This window comes from Pseudomonas sp. PsB (assembly GCF_043658375.1).
GTDB classification, from domain to species: domain Bacteria; phylum Pseudomonadota; class Gammaproteobacteria; order Pseudomonadales; family Pseudomonadaceae; genus Aquipseudomonas; species Aquipseudomonas putida_Z.
Genome location: NZ_JBIGLU010000001.1, coordinates 583,581 through 600,197 on the forward strand (window position 1 = coordinate 583,581; position 16,617 = coordinate 600,197).

General features: G+C 63.8%; 11 protein-coding genes. 9 read left to right on the top strand and 2 right to left on the bottom strand.

Translation table 11 applies throughout. The features are described 5' to 3' along the window. Positions 1-104: 104 nt before the first annotated feature. On the top strand, positions 105-359 hold the full coding sequence (bamE, locus tag ACGLHT_RS02685) for an outer membrane protein assembly factor BamE (RefSeq protein WP_003249234.1): 255 nt from the start codon (positions 105-107) through the stop codon (positions 357-359). Beyond that, on the top strand, positions 356-928 hold the full coding sequence (locus ACGLHT_RS02690; RefSeq protein ID WP_025340931.1) for a lipocalin family protein: 573 nt from the start codon (positions 356-358) through the stop codon (positions 926-928). The genes bamE and ACGLHT_RS02690 overlap by 4 nt, the downstream gene beginning before the upstream one ends. A 116-nt stretch (positions 929-1,044) precedes the next feature. On the opposite strand, the gene ACGLHT_RS02695 is transcribed toward ACGLHT_RS02690, so the two are convergent. Beyond that, positions 1,045-2,409: a formimidoylglutamate deiminase gene (locus tag ACGLHT_RS02695; protein ID WP_085614632.1), complete on the bottom strand. Its 1,365-nt coding sequence runs from the start codon at positions 2,407-2,409 to the stop codon at positions 1,045-1,047. Positions 2,410-2,554: 145 nt separating this feature from the next. On the opposite strand from ACGLHT_RS02695, the gene hutC reads away from it, so the two are divergent. From hutC to hutG, 7 genes are all read left to right on the top strand, one after another. Then, positions 2,555-3,265, top strand: coding sequence for a histidine utilization repressor (gene hutC / locus ACGLHT_RS02700; RefSeq protein WP_013974563.1), 711 nt, complete (start codon positions 2,555-2,557; stop codon positions 3,263-3,265). After that, the gene (locus tag ACGLHT_RS02705) at positions 3,262-3,834 is read left to right on the top strand and encodes a HutD family protein (protein WP_274119840.1); all 573 of its coding nucleotides are present in this window, start codon (positions 3,262-3,264) and stop codon (positions 3,832-3,834) included. Before hutC ends, ACGLHT_RS02705 begins: the two co-directional genes overlap by 4 nt. Before the next feature lie 260 nt (positions 3,835-4,094). Beyond that, a complete protein-coding gene (gene hutU, locus ACGLHT_RS02710) occupies positions 4,095-5,768 on the top strand; it encodes a urocanate hydratase (protein ID WP_013974561.1) in 1,674 nt (557 codons plus the stop codon). A gap of 107 nt (positions 5,769-5,875) precedes the next feature. Next, positions 5,876-7,408, top strand: coding sequence for a histidine ammonia-lyase (gene hutH, locus ACGLHT_RS02715; RefSeq protein WP_003259868.1), 1,533 nt, complete (start codon positions 5,876-5,878; stop codon positions 7,406-7,408). A gap of 153 nt (positions 7,409-7,561) precedes the next feature. Further along, positions 7,562-8,965 carry an amino acid permease gene (locus ACGLHT_RS02720; RefSeq protein WP_137162566.1) on the top strand — a complete coding sequence of 468 codons (1,404 nt, stop codon included), beginning with the start codon at positions 7,562-7,564 and terminating at the stop codon, positions 8,963-8,965. Between the two features lie 16 nt (positions 8,966-8,981). Then, complete coding sequence (hutI, locus tag ACGLHT_RS02725; protein ID WP_061550451.1) at positions 8,982-10,187, top strand: imidazolonepropionase; 1,206 nt, start codon at positions 8,982-8,984, stop codon at positions 10,185-10,187. A gap of 10 nt (positions 10,188-10,197) precedes the next feature. After that, on the top strand, positions 10,198-11,001 hold the full coding sequence (gene hutG, locus ACGLHT_RS02730; RefSeq protein ID WP_025340927.1) for an N-formylglutamate deformylase: 804 nt from the start codon (positions 10,198-10,200) through the stop codon (positions 10,999-11,001). 59 nt (positions 11,002-11,060) lie between these two features. Here the strand turns inward: hutG and ACGLHT_RS02735 are convergent, their stop codons facing one another. Beyond that, a complete protein-coding gene (locus ACGLHT_RS02735) occupies positions 11,061-16,586 on the bottom strand; it encodes a dermonecrotic toxin domain-containing protein (protein WP_274119841.1) in 5,526 nt (1,841 codons plus the stop codon). Positions 16,587-16,617 lie beyond the last annotated feature (31 nt).

Below are 16,617 nucleotides of genomic sequence, written 5' to 3' on the forward strand. Positions count from 1 at the left end.
TGGCGTAGGGGTAGAGGAGGGAGGTCAGGGAACCTGGGAGGGTTTTTACCGTCGAAGGTCACTGCAGGCCACTCGCCTGTATCCCCTCTCCAGGAGTGTCCTTCATGTCGTTGCGTTCCCTCGCCCTGTTGTCGCTGTGCGTCGTCCTGACTGCCTGCAGCAAGATCAACCAGGAAAACTATTCCAAGATCAAGGCCGGTATGAACAAGGCCGAGGTCGAGCAGCTGCTCGGCACGCCGACCGAGTGCTCTGGTGCGCTGGGGATGAGCAGCTGCACCTGGGGGGACGAGAAGAGCTTCATCAGTGTGCAATACGCGGCTGACAAGGTGCTCATGTATTCAGGGCAGGGTCTCAAATGAGGCACCTGTATCTGCTGATGGGGGTATGCCTGGCGTTGCTGCTGGGCGGTTGTGCCGGCTCCGTGCATGACCCGCTGGCGCCGAAAACCGCGGGCAACATCGACCTCAAGCGCTACCAGGGCAAGTGGTACGAGCTGGCGCGCCTGCCGATGCGCTACCAGACCGGCTGCGAGCAGTCCGAAGCGCACTACAACCTCCGGCTCGATGGTAGCCTCGGCGTGCTCAACCGCTGCCGCACCATGGGTGACGAATGGCTGCGCGCCGAAGGGCATGCGAACATCCAGGAGCCGGGGCATACCGACAAGTTGTGGGTCGAGTTCGACAACTGGTTCACCAAGCTGGTGCCAGGGGTGGCGAGGGGCGAGTACTGGATTCTTTATGTGGATGATCGCTACCGCACGGCGGTGGTCGGCAGCCCGGACCGCAAGCACTTGTGGATCCTGTCGCGTACGCCGACGCTACCGGCTTGGGAGCGCGAGAACCTGATGTCCAAGGCCCGGCAGCAGGGGTATGACACCAATCGGCTGATCTGGCGTGCGTCGGACCAGCAGATTGTCAAGAGGCACTGAATTTCTGGGGGCTGCTTTGCAGCCCATCGCGACACAAGGCCGCTCCTACAGGGGAACGCACATTCCTGTAGGAGCGGCCTTGTGTCGCGATGGGCCGCAAAGCGGCCCCAATAAACTCACCCCAAAAGCTGTCGCAACACCTCGGCAAACGCCAGCGCGCTTTGCTCTTCCTGCGCATGCCGCCCCTGGCGCACCACCCACTGCCCATTCACCATCACATCCCGCACCTGGCGATCGCCCCCGGCAAACAGCCAGCGGTTGAGAATCGCATCCCCATCGGCCATGGCGATGTAAGGGTCCTGCCCATCGAGCACCAGCCAGTCGGCGCGCTTGCCCACGGCCAGTTCCCCGACCGCCTGCCCCAGCGCCTGCGCGCCGCCCGCCAAGGCAGCGTCATACAGCGTGCGCCCGACCATCGGCTGGTCGCCGCGATACAGGCGGTTACGCCGCTGATCGCGCAGCCGCTGGCCGTATTCCAGCCAGCGCAGCTCCTCCACCACGCTCAGCGACACATGGCTGTCCGAACCAATGCCCATGCGCCCACCCTGTGCTAGATAGTCCACTGCTGGGAAAATCCCGTCGCCCAGGTTGGCCTCGGTGGTCAGGCACAGCCCGGCTACCGCGCCGCTGCGGGCCATGGCGGTGACTTCATCCGGCTCGGCATGGGTGGCATGCACCAGGCACCAGCGTGGGTCCACGTCCACGTGCTCGTACAGCCACTGCAGCGGGCGCAGGCCGCTCCAGGCCAGGCAGTCGTCGACTTCCTTCTGCTGCTCGGCGATATGGATATGCACCGGGCACTGCTTGTCGCTGGCTGCCAGCACTTCGGCGATCTGCCCGGGCGTCACGGCGCGCAGCGAATGGAAGCACAGACCCAGTTGCTGCGCGGGTTGCGCGGCCAGCAGCGGGGCCAGCTGCGCTTGCAGTTGCAGGTATTGTTCGGTGGAGTTGATGAAGCGCCGTTGCCCGTCATTCGGGGCTTGGCCGCCGAAGCCTGCGTGGCTGTACAGCACCGGCAGCAAGGTCAGGCCAATGCCGCTGTCGGCTGCAGCCGCGCTGATGCGGCGGGACAGTTCGGCCGGGTCGGCGTAGGCCTTGCCGGCCTGGTCATGGTGCACGTAGTGGAACTCGGCGACCGAGGTGTAGCCGGCCTTGAGCATCTCGATGTACAGCTGACGGGCGATGACCTGCAGCTGCTCCGGGCTGATCTGGCCGACCAGGCGATACATCAGGTCGCGCCAGGTCCAGAAACTGTCGTTGGGGTTGCCGGCGACTTCCGCCAGCCCTGCCATGGCGCGCTGGAAGGCATGCGAGTGCAGGTTGGGCATGCCGGGCAGCAGCGGGCCGGCCAGCCGCTCGGCGCCTTCGGCCGAGGCACCCGGTTCGATGCGGGCCACATGGCCATCACTGGTGACCTCGATGCGGACATGGCTGGCCCAGCCCGTGGGCAGCAGGGCGCGTTCGGCGAAGTAGGCGGACATCGGTGAAAATCCTGTTATTGTTAACTTGTATATACATATACAGGCGTTTGCCTGCCGGGTAAACTGCGGCAAGCTACCGCTCATTCCATTTGCACAAGGATCCAACGCCGTGCCGACACCACCTGTCTCCGCGCTGGTTGCCCAGATGGGCGAGGGCCCGGCTCCGCTGTACGCCCGGGTCAAACAGATGATCATCCAGCAGATCGACAACGGCAGCTGGCCACCGCATCACCGAGTACCCTCGGAGAGCGAACTGGTCAGCGAGCTGGGCTTCAGCCGCATGACCATCAACCGCGCCCTGCGCGAACTTACCGCCGAAGGCCTGCTGGTGCGCATGCAAGGGGTCGGTACCTTCGTGGCCGAGCCCAAGGGGCGTTCGGCGCTGTTCGAGGTCAACAACATCGCCGACGAAATTGCCGCGCGTGGCCACCAGCATAGCTGCCAGGTGATCACCCTCACCGAGGAAACGGCTGGTTCCGAGCGGGCCCTGGCCCTGGACATGCGCGAAGGCCAACGGGTGTTCCACTCGCTGATCGTGCATTTCGAGAACGGCGTGCCGGTGCAGATCGAGGACCGCTACGTCAATGCGGCGATTGCCCCCGACTACCTCAAGCAGGACTTCACCCGGCAGACGCCTTACGCCTACCTGTCGCAGGTGGCGCCGCTGACCGAGGGTGAGCACGTGGTCGAGGCAATCCTGGCCGAGCCGGAAGAATGCCGCCTGTTGCAGATCGAGCGGGGCGAGCCCTGCCTGCTGATCCGCCGTCGCACCTGGTCCGGCCGCCAGCCGGTGACCGCCGCGCGGCTGATCCACCCCGGTTCCCGTCATCGCCTGGAAGGACGTTTCAGTAAATGAGTCAGCTGCAGTTGTTGCGTGCGCAGGGCTACCCGCGCATGCCGTGGAAGAACGGTGGCGGTTTCACCGAAGAGATCACCCGCGACAGTGGCGAAGGCCTGGACGGCTTTGGCTGGCGCTTGTCGATTGCCGATATCGAGGAGTCCGGCGGGTTTTCCACCTTCGCCGGCTACCAGCGGATCATCACCGTGCTGCAGGGTGACGGCATGCGCCTGCTGGTCGACGGCCAGGCCAGCAGGCCGTTGCTGCCGTTCGATGCCTTCGCCTTCAGTGGCGAGAGCCAGGTCAGCTGCAAGCTGCTGGGCGGGGCGATCCGCGATTTCAACCTGATCTATGCACCGCAGCGCTACCGGGCACGGTTGCAGTGGTTCGATGGTACCAGCCGTTTGTACAGTTCGGCGTCGACAGTGTTGCTGTTCGCTGCCAGCAGCCAGGTCGAGGTTGCCATTGCCGGGCGTGAGACGCAGCGGTTGGGGTTGTATGACTGCCTGCGGCTGGAGGGCAATGACCAGTTGCTGGGGTTGGATGTGCAGGGGCGGTTCTGCCTGATCGAACTCGTTTCACGTTGAGATAGCCGGGGGCTGCTGCGCAGCCCTTTCGCGACGCAAGGCCGCTCCTACACGCACCGCGCATGCCCTGGCTGGCGCGGTCCCCTGTAGGAGCGGCCTTGTGTCGCGAAAGGGTCGCGCAGCGGCCCCCGGTTTTTTTTGGCCGCTCAGCGGAAAAGTCTAATTATTTTGGTTGTCCATGCTTGTACATACAAGTAAAGGTGTGTTTGTATATCTACCACGACATACCCGCCCGCGGACGACCGCAGAGGACCTTTCCCGTGACCGACAACAACAAATACCGTGACGTTGAAATCCGTGCCCCACGTGGCAACAAGCTGACTGCCAAAAGCTGGCTGACCGAAGCGCCACTGCGCATGCTGATGAACAACCTCGATCCACAGGTCGCGGAAAACCCGAAAGAACTGGTGGTGTACGGCGGTATCGGCCGCGCTGCCCGTAACTGGGCGTGCTACGACAAGATCGTCGAGACCCTGACCCGCCTGGAAGACGACGAAACCCTGCTGGTGCAGTCGGGCAAGCCGGTCGGCGTGTTCAAGACCCACAGCAACGCCCCGCGCGTACTGATCGCCAACTCCAACCTGGTGCCGCACTGGGCCAACTGGGAACACTTCAACGAACTGGACGCCAAGGGCCTGGCCATGTACGGCCAGATGACCGCCGGCAGCTGGATCTACATCGGCAGCCAGGGCATCGTCCAGGGCACCTACGAAACCTTCGTCGAAGCCGGTCGCCAGCATTACGGCGGCAGCCTGAAAGGCAAGTGGGTACTCACTGCCGGCCTGGGCGGCATGGGCGGCGCCCAGCCACTGGCCGCCACCCTGGCCGGTGCCTGCTCGCTGAACATCGAATGCCAGCAGAGCCGCATCGACTTCCGTCTGGAAACCCGCTACGTCGACGAGCAGGCCACTGACCTCGACGACGCCCTGGCACGCATTGCCAAGTACACCGCCGAAGGCAAGGCCATCTCCATCGCCCTGCACGGCAACGCTGCCGAAATCCTGCCAGAGCTGGTCAAGCGTGGCGTGCGCCCGGACATGGTCACCGACCAGACCAGCGCCCACGACCCGCTGAACGGTTACCTGCCAGCCGGCTGGACCTGGGAGCAGTACCGCGACCGCGCGCAGACCGAGCCGGCTGCAGTGGTCAAGGCCGCCAAGCAGTCGATGGCCGTGCACGTGCAAGCCATGCTCGATTTCCAGAAGCAGGGTGTCCCGACCTTCGACTATGGCAACAACATCCGCCAGATGGCCAAGGAAGAAGGCGTGGCCAATGCCTTCGACTTCCCGGGCTTCGTGCCGGCCTACATCCGCCCGCTGTTCTGCCGTGGCATCGGCCCGTTCCGCTGGGCGGCGCTGTCCGGTGATGCCGAAGACATCTACAAGACCGACGCCAAGGTCAAGGAACTGATCCCCGACGACGCCCACCTGCACCGCTGGCTGGACATGGCCCGCGAGCGCATCAGCTTCCAGGGCCTGCCGGCACGTATCTGCTGGGTTGGCCTGGGCCTGCGCGCCAAGCTGGGCCTGGCGTTCAACGAAATGGTACGCAGCGGCGAGCTGTCAGCACCGATCGTGATCGGCCGTGACCACCTGGACTCCGGTTCGGTGTCCAGCCCCAACCGTGAAACCGAAGCCATGCGCGACGGTTCCGACGCTGTCTCCGACTGGCCGCTGCTCAACGCCCTGCTGAACACCGCCGGCGGTGCTACCTGGGTTTCGCTGCACCACGGTGGTGGCGTGGGCATGGGCTTCTCCCAGCACTCTGGCATGGTCATCGTCTGCGACGGTACCGATGAAGCCGCCGAGCGTATCGCTCGCGTGCTGACCAACGACCCAGGGACCGGTGTGATGCGTCATGCCGATGCCGGTTACGACATCGCCATCGAGTGCGCCAAGGAGCAGGGTCTGGACCTGCCGATGATCACTGGCTGATCGCCACGCTTTGGATCGCACCCCACAAGGGGTGATACTGAACAACAAGAAGGAGCACGCAGGCACTCACAAACGGGCCTGCGGCTCCACGCGATTGGAGTAGTGAAGTGACCGAATTGACCCTCAAGCCCGGCACCCTGACCCTGGCCCAGCTGCGCGCCATCCATGCCGCGCCCGTGCGCCTGCAACTGGACGCCAGCGCCGCGCCGGCCATCGACGCCAGCGTTGCCTGCGTCGAGCAGATCATTGCCGAAGACCGTACCGCCTACGGCATCAACACCGGTTTCGGCCTGCTGGCCTCGACCCGCATCGCCAGCCACGACCTGGAAAACCTGCAGCGCTCGCTGGTGCTGTCCCACGCCGCCGGTGTCGGCGCGCCGCTGGATGACGACCTGGTGCGGCTGATCATGGTGCTGAAGATCAACAGCCTCAGCCGTGGCTTCTCCGGCATCCGTCGCAAGGTCATCGACGCGCTGATTGCCCTGGTCAACGCCGAAGTCTACCCGCACATCCCGCTGAAGGGTTCGGTGGGCGCCTCCGGCGACCTCGCCCCGCTGGCGCACATGTCGCTGGTGCTGCTGGGTGAAGGCAAGGCCCGCTACAAGGGCCAGTGGCTGCCAGCCACCGAAGCCCTGGCCGTGGCCGGCCTCGAGCCGCTGACCCTGGCCGCCAAGGAGGGCCTGGCCCTGCTCAACGGCACCCAGGCGTCCACCGCCTATGCCCTGCGTGGCCTGTTCCAGGGCGAAGACCTGTACGCCGCTGCCATCGCCTGCGGCGGCCTGAGCGTCGAAGCCGCGCTGGGCTCGCGCTCGCCGTTCGATGCGCGCATCCACGAAGTGCGTGGCCAGCGCGGCCAGATCGACACCGCTGCCTGCTTCCGTGACCTGCTGGGCGACTCCAGCGAAGTGTCGCTGTCGCACAAGAACTGCGACAAGGTCCAGGACCCGTACTCGCTGCGCTGCCAGCCGCAGGTCATGGGCGCCTGCCTGACCCAGCTGCGCCAGGCCGCCGAGGTACTGGGCATCGAAGCCAACGCCGTGTCGGACAACCCGCTGGTGTTCGCTGCCGAAGGTGACGTGATTTCCGGCGGTAACTTCCACGCCGAGCCGGTGGCCATGGCCGCCGACAACATCGCCCTGGCCATCGCTGAAATCGGTTCGCTCAGCGAGCGCCGTATCTCGCTGATGATGGACAAGCACATGTCCCAGCTGCCGCCGTTCCTGGTGGAAAACGGCGGGGTCAACTCGGGCTTCATGATCGCCCAGGTCACCGCTGCTGCCCTGGCCAGCGAGAACAAGGCCCTGTCGCACCCGCACAGCGTCGACAGCCTGCCGACCTCGGCCAACCAGGAAGACCACGTGTCGATGGCCCCGGCTGCCGGCAAGCGCCTGTGGGAAATGGCCGAAAACACCCGTGGCGTGCTGGCCATCGAATGGCTGGGCGCCTGCCAGGGCCTGGACCTGCGCAAGGGCCTGAAGACCTCGGCCAAGCTGGAGCAGGCGCGCCAGGCGCTGCGCAGCGAAGTGCCGCACTACGACCGTGACCGTTTCTTCGCGCCCGACATCGAAAAGGCCGTGGAACTGTTGGCCAAGGGTCGCCTGACCGGCCTGCTGCCGGCTGGTGTGCTGCCAAGCCTGTAATGCCCCCAGGGGCCGCTGTGCGGCCCATTCGCAGCACAAGGCTGCTCCTACAAAGGCGACGCGCTCCCTTGTAGGAGCAGCCTTGTGCTGCGAAAGGGCTGCAAGGCAGCCCCCTTCGATCTCACGACCACAAAAACAATTTAAGGACGTGACATGCAACAAGCTCAAGGTCTAAAGCGCGGGCTAAGTGCCCGCCACATCCGTTTCATGGCCCTCGGTTCCGCCATCGGCACTGGCCTGTTCTACGGCTCCGCCTCGGCCATCCAGATGGCCGGCCCGGCCGTGCTGCTGGCCTACCTGATCGGCGGCGCCGCCGTGTTCATGGTCATGCGCGCCCTCGGCGAAATGGCTGTGCACAACCCGGTCGCCGGCTCGTTCGGCCACTACGCCAGCACCTACCTCGGCCCCATGGCCGGCTTCATCCTCGGCTGGACCTACGCCTTCGAGATGGTCATCGTCGCCATCGCCGACGTCACCGCCTTCGGTATCTACATGGGCTTCTGGTTCCCGGAAGTGGCTCGCTGGATCTGGGTGCTGGGCATCGTCTTCCTGATCGGCGGCCTCAACCTGTGCAACGTCAAGGTCTTTGGCGAAATGGAATTCTGGCTGTCGCTGCTCAAGGTCGGCGCCATCGTGGCGATGATCCTGGCCGGCCTCGGTATCATGGCCTTCGGCTTCAGCCAGGTTGGCACCGGGCAGGCCGTGGGTGTCAGCAACCTGTTCGACCACGGCGGCTTCATGCCCAATGGCGTGGGTGGCCTGATCGCCTCCTTTGCCGTGGTGATGTTCGCGTTCGGCGGCATCGAGATCATCGGCGTCACCGCCGGTGAGGCCAAGGACCCGCAGCGGGTCATCCCCAAGGCTATCAACGCCGTGCCGCTGCGCATCCTGCTGTTCTACGTGCTCACCCTGTTCGTGCTGATGTGCCTGTTCCCATGGCCGCAAATCGGCAGCCAGGGCAGCCCGTTCGTGCAGATCTTCAGTAACCTGGGCATCGGCTCTGCCGCCGCGGTGCTGAACATCGTGGTGATTTCCGCCGCGATCTCGGCCATCAACAGCGACATCTTCGGCGCCGGCCGCATGATGTACGGCCTGGCCCAGCAAGGCCACGCGCCGCGCGGCTTCAGCAAGCTGTCGAAGCACGGCGTGCCGTGGATGACCGTGGTGGTGATGGGGGCTGCGCTGCTGATCGGCGTGCTGCTCAACTACCTGATCCCGGAGAACGTGTTCCTGCTGATCGCCTCGATCGCTACCTTCGCCACCGTGTGGGTGTGGCTGATGATCCTGCTCACCCAAGTGGCCATGCGCCGCAGCATGAGCCGTGAACAAGTGGCCCAGCTACAGTTCCCGGTACCGTTCTGGCCTTACGGCCCGGCCATGGCCATTGCGTTCATGGTGTTCATCTTTGGCGTGCTCGGTTACTTCCCGGATACCCAGGCGGCACTGCTCGTCGGCGTGGTCTGGGTGGTGTTCCTGGTGGCGTCCTACCTGCTGTGGTGCAAGCCGCGCGCAGGGCAGGACAAGCCAGTAGCGGAACCGGCCGAGCTGCACCGCTAAGTACAGGAGTCAATGTATGAGAACCGTCTGGCAGCACTGCCATGTGGCAACCATGGCCGAGGGCCGTTACTCGGCCATCGAGGACGCGGCCATCGTCACCAACGCCGGGCTGATCGAGTGGATCGGCCCACGCGTCGAGCTGGCGTCGGTCGATGCCGAGCATACGGTGGACCTGGGCGGCGCCTGGGTCACCCCGGGGCTGATCGACTGCCACACCCACGCGGTGTTCGGTGGCAACCGCAGCGGTGAGTTCGAGCAGCGCCTGCAGGGCGTGAGCTATGCCGAAATCGCCGCACAGGGCGGTGGCATCGCCAGCACCGTGCGGGCCACCCGCGCGGCCAGCGAAGACGAGCTGTTCGCCAGTGCTCGCCAGCGGGTCCAGGCGCTGATGCGCGATGGCGTGACCACCATCGAGGTCAAGTCCGGCTACGGCCTGGACCTGGCCAACGAGCGCAAGATGCTGCGCGTGGCTCGGCGCCTGGCCGACGAGTTGCCGCTGGCGGTGCGCGCCACCTGCCTGGCAGCCCATGCCTTGCCGCCGGAATACGTCGGCCGGGCTGACGACTACATCGCACACATCTGCGATGAAATGCTGCCGGCCCTGGCCGCCGAAGGCCTGGTGGACGCAGTGGATGCCTTCTGCGAACACCTGGCGTTCTCCCCGGCCCAGGTCGAGCGGCTGTTCATCAAGGCGCGCGAGCTGGGCCTGCCGGTCAAGCTGCACGCCGAACAGTTGTCGTCGCTGCACGGCTCCAGCCTGGCGGCGCGCTACCAGGCGCTTTCGGCTGACCATCTGGAATTCATGACCGAGGAAGACGCCATTGCCATGGCAAAAGCCGGCACGGTCGCCGTGCTGCTGCCGGGCGCGTTCTACTTCCTGCGCGAAACCCAGCTGCCGCCGATGGACGCCTTGCGCCGCCACGGCGTGAAGATTGCCCTGGCCAGCGACCTCAACCCCGGCACCTCGCCAGGGTTGTCGCTGCGGCTGATGCTGAACATGGGCTGCACCTGCTTCCGCATGACCCCGGAAGAAGCCCTGGCCGGTGTCACCGTGCACGCCGCCACGGCGCTGGGCCTGGGCGACAGCCACGGCTCGCTGGAAGTGGGCAAGGTCGCCGACTTCGTCGCCTGGCAGATCGAACGCCCCGCCGACCTGGCCTACTGGCTGGGCGGCGACCTGCCCAAGCGCGTGGTGCGCAAGGGCCACGAGATTTCCAACTGAGTGAGGCACGATGGACAAGGTACTGAGTTTTCACCAGGGGCGCCTGCCGCTGCTGATCAGCATGCCCCATGCCGGCCTGCAACTGTCGCCGGCGGTACGAGACGGCCTGGTCGACCAAGCGCGCAGCCTGCCGGACACCGACTGGCATATTCCACGGCTGTATGACTTTGCCCGTGACATGGGCGCCAGCGTGGTGGCGGCGGAGTATTCCCGCTTCGTCATCGACCTGAACCGGCCGGATGACGACAAGCCACTGTACGTTGGTGCCACCACCGGCCTGTACCCGGCCACGCTGTTCGATGGCGAGCCATTGTTCAAGGACGGGCTGGTGCCGACAGGCGAGGAGCGCAAGCAGTATCTGGAGCAGATCTGGCGCCCCTACCACGACACGATTCGTCGCGAGCTGGCGCGGCTGCGCGAGCAGTTCGGCTACGCCCTGCTGTGGGACGCCCATTCGATCCGTTCGCTGATCCCGCACCTGTTCGACGGCAAGCTGCCGGACTTCAACCTGGGTACCTTCAACGGCGCCAGCTGCGACCCGGCCCTGGCCGAACGGCTGAAAGAGGTGTGCGCCCAGGCCCAAGGTTACAGCCACGTGCTCAATGGCCGCTTCAAGGGCGGGCATATCACCCGGCATTACGGCGATCCGGCCAACCACATCCATGCGGTGCAGCTGGAGCTGGCGCAGAGCACCTATATGGAAGAGACCGAGCCGTTCGCTTACCGCGAAGACCTGGCACGGCCGACACAGGAGGTGTTGAAGCAGCTTCTGCAGGCAGTGCTGGACTGGGGCAAGGCGCATTACGGGCGGTGAAGTTCGCCAGTAAGAATGGCGACGCGATGCAGGTTGTTCGCGTCGCCAGTCACTACTGCTCAGTTGTTGTTGATTTGCTTGATGGTAAGTTCGCGCAGTAGCTCCTTCTCTTCCTGCTCCTTGTCATCTTGCAGGCCTTGCTGCAAGTTCAACTCGTCCTGAAGCGAGTGGTCCTTGCTTGCCAGCTCAAGCACCCGCAGGCGGAAACGTGCTTCTATTTCGGCGAAGCGGTCGGCAAATTCGGCTCGCAGACGCGTGGTCCAATCCGTATTCGCCAGCATGTATCCGACCAGTGCATCGCTCAGTTCACTTTTCCGGACCTTTTCCAGCACACTGGATAGCTCGTCCCGCGCCAGGTTCGCAGCACCTCGAAAACGCATGCTATCGGCGATCGGCAGGTCCAGTTCCCTGGCCAGTTCCCGGCGGTAGGCCAGACGTACCGAGACCAGGTCACCCGGGCCAGTCCGTTGGTTGGCCAGCAGCTCCAGCTGTTCGATCCGGAAAAGCTGCAATAGCCGACGACGCAGTGCTTGCAGGGAATCGCCGGCGTCGACCAACAGGCGTTGGCTCATCAGGTACAGTTCAATATTGTTGAACTCCTGCAGCGCTCCGTCATGGCAGGTCTGCGAGCCGGTCACTGGGTCTGGCAATGCCGCTGCGGCGATGCTCTCCATGATCGGGCGTTCGGTTTCGTTGCTTGCAGCCACCACCAGCATCAAGCGCACCCGTTCGCAGAAGGTGGCTTGCGTATTTGGGTCAAGGTATGGGGCGGCATTGTGCAAACGGCCCACCAGACGCAACAGATCACTACCTTCGAGCCGCTCCCAGCAGTCCTGCAATGCGGCATTCTGTGCTTCGCTACCCAGCATCCAGTCCTTCAGCCTGGGCGTATCATCGCCCAGCAGTGGGAAGTGAAGGTGGTCGAGAGATCCTTCGCTGGAAGTATCGAAGAACATCAGGTCGTCGGGGATATCCAGGGCAAAGGAATAGCTGTGCTGGCTGTCCGAGAAGCTGCGTACCCGCAGGATGGTTTCAGGAGGCAGCGGGTTGTCGAACAAGGCGATCGACGAGATTGGCATGGGATTGTTCAGGTTCGTCAGGATGTGCTCGGGCAACTGGGTGATGTTGTTCGAGCTCAGGTCCAGAAGTTCCAGTGGCAGCAAACTGTCACACCAGCTGGGCCAGGCTTGCAGGTTCATGTTGGTCAATGCGAGTGACTGCAGGTTGCTGGCCAGCGATGCGGGCACATGGTCGATGTTGCCTGCACGGTTGCCCGACAGGTCCAGCGAGGTCAGGTTTCGCAGCCCTGCGAAAATGTCCATCATGGCCTGGTCGACCTCCAGCCCCATGTTGCGAAACTCCAGATAGGTGAGTTGGGGAAGGCGAGCCAGGGCGGATGCCAGCGAGGGCATGGCGGCCTGGTGTGCATCGATGGTCAACCGGCTGATGTTAGGGAACCGGCTGAGTAGTTCGTCGAGCTGCGAGGCGCTGCCCCGCAACCGCGTCAGGCTGAGCGCGTGTACGCGGGCGCCGAAGAACGCTGGAAGCCGCCTGGGGAAATGCTCGATGGCCACATCCTCAAGTTGCAGGCGCAGGTATGACTGGCCCTGCTCCTGTTGTTCCCAGAATTGATCGATCGCTGACGCGATACGTTGCCTGTCCGTCAGTGCGGCCTGGGTCAATGGGTTGCTCGAACTGGATGCCTGGGCCCAGCCATCGATCGCATCGCGCATCTGCCGTCGCTCATCGCGAATGCGTGCGAGTTGTTCGGACATTGCCTCTGGCTGGTCCGTGGTGATGCCCGAGGTGTCGACGCGCTCGTTCAGCAACAATCGCTGCAGGTGAGATTCATTGATGCTGTTGCCTTCCAGCGAGATCACCGGTGGGGTTGTCAGCATGTCCGCTTCATGAAGCAAGAACGAGGGCAACGACCTGAGATTGTTGTGGCGCAACGACAGATGGGAAATGCGCGCCAGGGCGTCGCTGCCAATCCCGATCGGCCATTGGGCCAATTGCATCTGGTCCAGGCCCAGGTAATCCAGGGTCAACTCATGGAAGCTTGGCCTGTTGCTCTGCGCCAGCCGGTTACCACTCAGGTCCAGGTATCTCAATTGGCGAAGCCCTGACAGCAGGTTCAGGTCGCTTTCGGAGAGCGCCATGTTCTGGTTGGTGAGCACCAGTCGTTGCAAGCCTGGCAGGCACTCGGTGATGGTGGGCACGCTGAACAGGAAGGGCGAGGGCGTTGCCCTGGGGTCAAACGGACGGCTGATTTCCAGCGACTCGATCTGCGGCATCTGCCTGAGCAGGCGTTGCAGCAGGCGCTCATTTTGCGCCCAGCCCGCCAAGGACCCTGACGGTAAGTCGATCAGGCTCAGGCTGCGCACGCGTGCGTTGAAAAAAGCGGGCAAGGTGAGGGGCACATCGGCAAGGGGGACGCGGGCGATACGCAGTTCCGTGGTGGGCCCGGTGCTCTCGTCCAGCGCAGTGTCGTACCAGTGTTGCATGATCGAGTCACGCAGGCTGTCGTAGTCCTGTGCTGCTTGGTCGCTTGCCGGCGAAATGGCTTCACTCCAATCGTCCAGGCTGCTTTGCAGCTCGTTGCGCTGCTCCAGTAGTGTCTGCAAATGTTCGAATATCTGCAGTTGCGTACGGCCGCGGCTGGCAAGTGCCTGCAGAACCTGAGCCGCCGAGCGGCCGGTGCGTTCGGCGAGCCCTGTGGCTTCGATAGCTTCGAACAGCTGCTGGCGGGTGATGCCATGGGTGGCCGGGCCGCCGCCACTGAGTGGGTAGCCCAGGCGGCCATCAGCCAGGCGCATGGGAGAACGGTAGCCTGGGCGTACGGGCTGCATGCCCAGCAGCACCCTCAAGGCCGGGCGAGGCAGCAACGGGCTTTCCTGTACAAGGCGCTGCAGCGCTTGCTGATCGGCGACGTCCATGCTTGCCATGGCCGCTGGCAGTGCCTCGTACAATGCAGCGTAAAGGCTTGAATACACCTTGACCGCCGCGCTGGGCAGGCTTTCGTCGTGGACGATGTACCCTGCCTGGGCATGGGTGATGGTCTTGAATGGGCGGGTGTCCAGTGTGCCTATGGCATGATCCTGGGTCGGCCAGGACATGCGCTGGAGCAGCCGGAGCCTGGTCTGTGCAGGCCAGCCTGGCAAGCGTTCGAGCGTATGCACGATCAACAGGTCGCTATCCCAGTTCGGCACGCTGGACAGGTACAGCCCTTCGCAGGCGCGGGCAAGGCGAATTTGTTGCTGGTAGATGCGGGCCTCTTCGGCAAGGCGCAGTGGTACCTTGCCGTTGTCGAGTATCTGCAGTTCGTTGGCACTGGCCTCGCGCGCCAGCTCATTGGCGACTGCTGACGGCAATTTCGGATACGCCCTCTGGATGGCCTCGGCGCCCGGCGCCAGGTCGCGCGAAAGGCCGGCGTAGGCCCTGGCAAACTCAGCGGGCCGAGTGCTCTCGTCCGCCAGCTGGCGGACCGTTTCGTCCAGCTTGAAACGTTGCAGGGTGTCTTCCAGCAAGGCCGGCAGCCGCTGGCTTTCGGCCAGGGCGCGGCGCAGCTCGTCTTCGTGTACGCCGCTGACGGCGATAATCCGTTGCAGCGTCGGCTCGTCGAAGTGCCCACTCAAGTGGCCGATGCGGCGCAGGAGTGTCATGCCCGACCAACTCAGTGGCTTATCGGTAACGTGCAACCATGCTCCGGCACCGTTGTGCCGCACTGGCAGCTGGTAACGGCGAGGACTTGCAGGGTGTTGCAAACGATATTCACCAGTCGTTGGCGCTTGGCTGACGATGTACTGATTGCCATGCAGTACCAGCCAGCGTTTGCCTTGGTGATGCCGTAGGCCCAGTTCGTCCGGTACCAGATCATGGGGCAGTGTCTCGAAGCTCTGGTAGGACGTGAGGTCGGGTTTCCACAGCCGCATCTGACCATCGGATGTTTCCACGTCTTCCAGTTCTTCGATGAATGAAGGCGTTTCTACAGGAATACGGGTTATCCCTGGCTCCTCATCCTCTGGCTCTTCAATCTCCGGCCCTTCCAGCGACGTGCCGGTTTCGCTGCCGTGCAAGCCTCTCAAAGCTTTGGCTGCTGCGCTGAGGGCGGCCATGATGGCCACGTTTTCGATCACATCGACCAGATAGCCATAGGCAGTATCACGCTCGTCGTTTTCCCAGGCGTCGATCCCTTCATACACCTCATGGGCCAGCTGGGCCAGGCAAACAGCAAGCATTGCCTCGCCAAGCCCTGGCACGAAGAAGCCGGCGATGTTCAAGGCCGTGAGCACACGGCCGGCAATCAGCTCGCGGTGGGCTTGGGCGGTGCGCCGATCGACGATTTCGGTTGGCGTGGCGTGGAACAGTACATCCTTCTCATGACGCTGGGTCTTCTGGAACGTCATCACGCCCTGGAAGGCGTGGCTGAAAGGCTTTTTGACCGGATACAGGTTGGCGTGCGGGTCCGGAACACGCTCATGCAGGCCGCGGGCACTCCAGGCCAGGGGCATTAGCCGGTCCTTCAGACGGGTGGTTATCGGCGCCTTGTCGCGGTCGGCGAGGTGCCTGTCCAGGTAGCCGATATCGGCCTGGAGCCTGTCGCGCAACTCTTCGTTCATGGCTTCCTGGCTGGCGAATTCCTTGAGGGGCGTGGTGCTGTCTTCGGGGATGTACAGCGCCACTGCCTGATGCTCTTCAGCTTGCAGGGTGATGAGCACAACGCCGGTCAGCTCGGCTTCCCACAAGTCGAGCAGGCTGAACGTCACCGGCGAAGAGGGCGATGGCGCCTGGTCAAGTGGCGTGGCAAGAGCGGCGGAATATAGCGCCTCGCTGATATCCCCCTTGAGGCGGGCGAAATGCAGTGATTGCCGGAATGCCGATACCTCTGCACGCCCCAGTGTTTCATAAACGGCCAGTGCGGCTTCATCCGCGCCGAGTGGCGGCGTGGCCGCTGGATAGTAGATGGCATGTACCTGTTGATGGTATTTGCCGCCGATATCCAGCGTACGACACAAGTCGGCGAAATCTTCGGCGGCGATATCCAGTGCATTGGTGATCGGCACGGTGCCCATGAAGCGCCGGTGATCGACGATGACCGACCTCTTGAGCAGGGAGGCGGGCGCGTCCATGCCATGTTCGGCAGCGGCATCCTGGTCGAAGTTGTGCAAGGCGCAGTGCAGCAGCGAGCGTGTAGCCCGGTCGACGGCCTGGCGGCTGTCGATGGCGTCGGTCGTTTCGATCTGGCGGGCATCGACGAGGTAGGTGTTGCGCACGTCCAGGTCAAGCCTGAATCGCTGCTTGATGGCTTCGGTGAGTGTCTTGGTGGCGTACGCTTCCAGGGTTGGAAGCTTTTCGAACAGCTTGTGCACCTGCACCTGGTGCTCGCGGTGACGTGCGTGCTCTTCCTGCCATGCCTTGGCGACTTCCGGTTGTTGCTGGATTGCCGTCGCCAGCCAGGCAGGGGCTTGATGCCAGTTGCGCATCGCGCTCTGGGTTTCTGGCGGAGCCTGTTTGAGCCAGGTGGGGATTCTGCGCTCGATGGTGGCGTAATGAACACTAGGTACGGCAGTGACTGCAGTTGGCATGACGAGGCCCTTGCTTGATTTGGGGCGAAGG

Bases quoted from the DNA above. Each gene is read 5' to 3' on its own strand.
- hutI (WP_061550451.1), top strand. From the start codon at position 8,982: ATGAGAACCGTCTGGCAGCACTGCCATGTGGCAACCATGGCCGAGGGC.
- hutC (WP_013974563.1), top strand. From the start codon at position 2,555: ATGGGCGAGGGCCCGGCTCCGCTGTACGCCCGGGTCAAACAGATGATC.
- ACGLHT_RS02720 (WP_137162566.1), top strand. From the start codon at position 7,562: ATGCAACAAGCTCAAGGTCTAAAGCGCGGGCTAAGTGCCCGCCACATC.
- ACGLHT_RS02690 (WP_025340931.1), top strand. From the start codon at position 356: ATGAGGCACCTGTATCTGCTGATGGGGGTATGCCTGGCGTTGCTGCTG.
- ACGLHT_RS02705 (WP_274119840.1), top strand. From the start codon at position 3,262: ATGAGTCAGCTGCAGTTGTTGCGTGCGCAGGGCTACCCGCGCATGCCG.
- hutG (WP_025340927.1), top strand. From the start codon at position 10,198: ATGGACAAGGTACTGAGTTTTCACCAGGGGCGCCTGCCGCTGCTGATC.
- ACGLHT_RS02695 (WP_085614632.1), bottom strand. From the start codon at position 2,409: ATGTCCGCCTACTTCGCCGAACGCGCCCTGCTGCCCACGGGCTGGGCC.
- ACGLHT_RS02735 (WP_274119841.1), bottom strand. From the start codon at position 16,586: ATGCCAACTGCAGTCACTGCCGTACCTAGTGTTCATTACGCCACCATC.
- bamE (WP_003249234.1), top strand. From the start codon at position 105: ATGTCGTTGCGTTCCCTCGCCCTGTTGTCGCTGTGCGTCGTCCTGACT.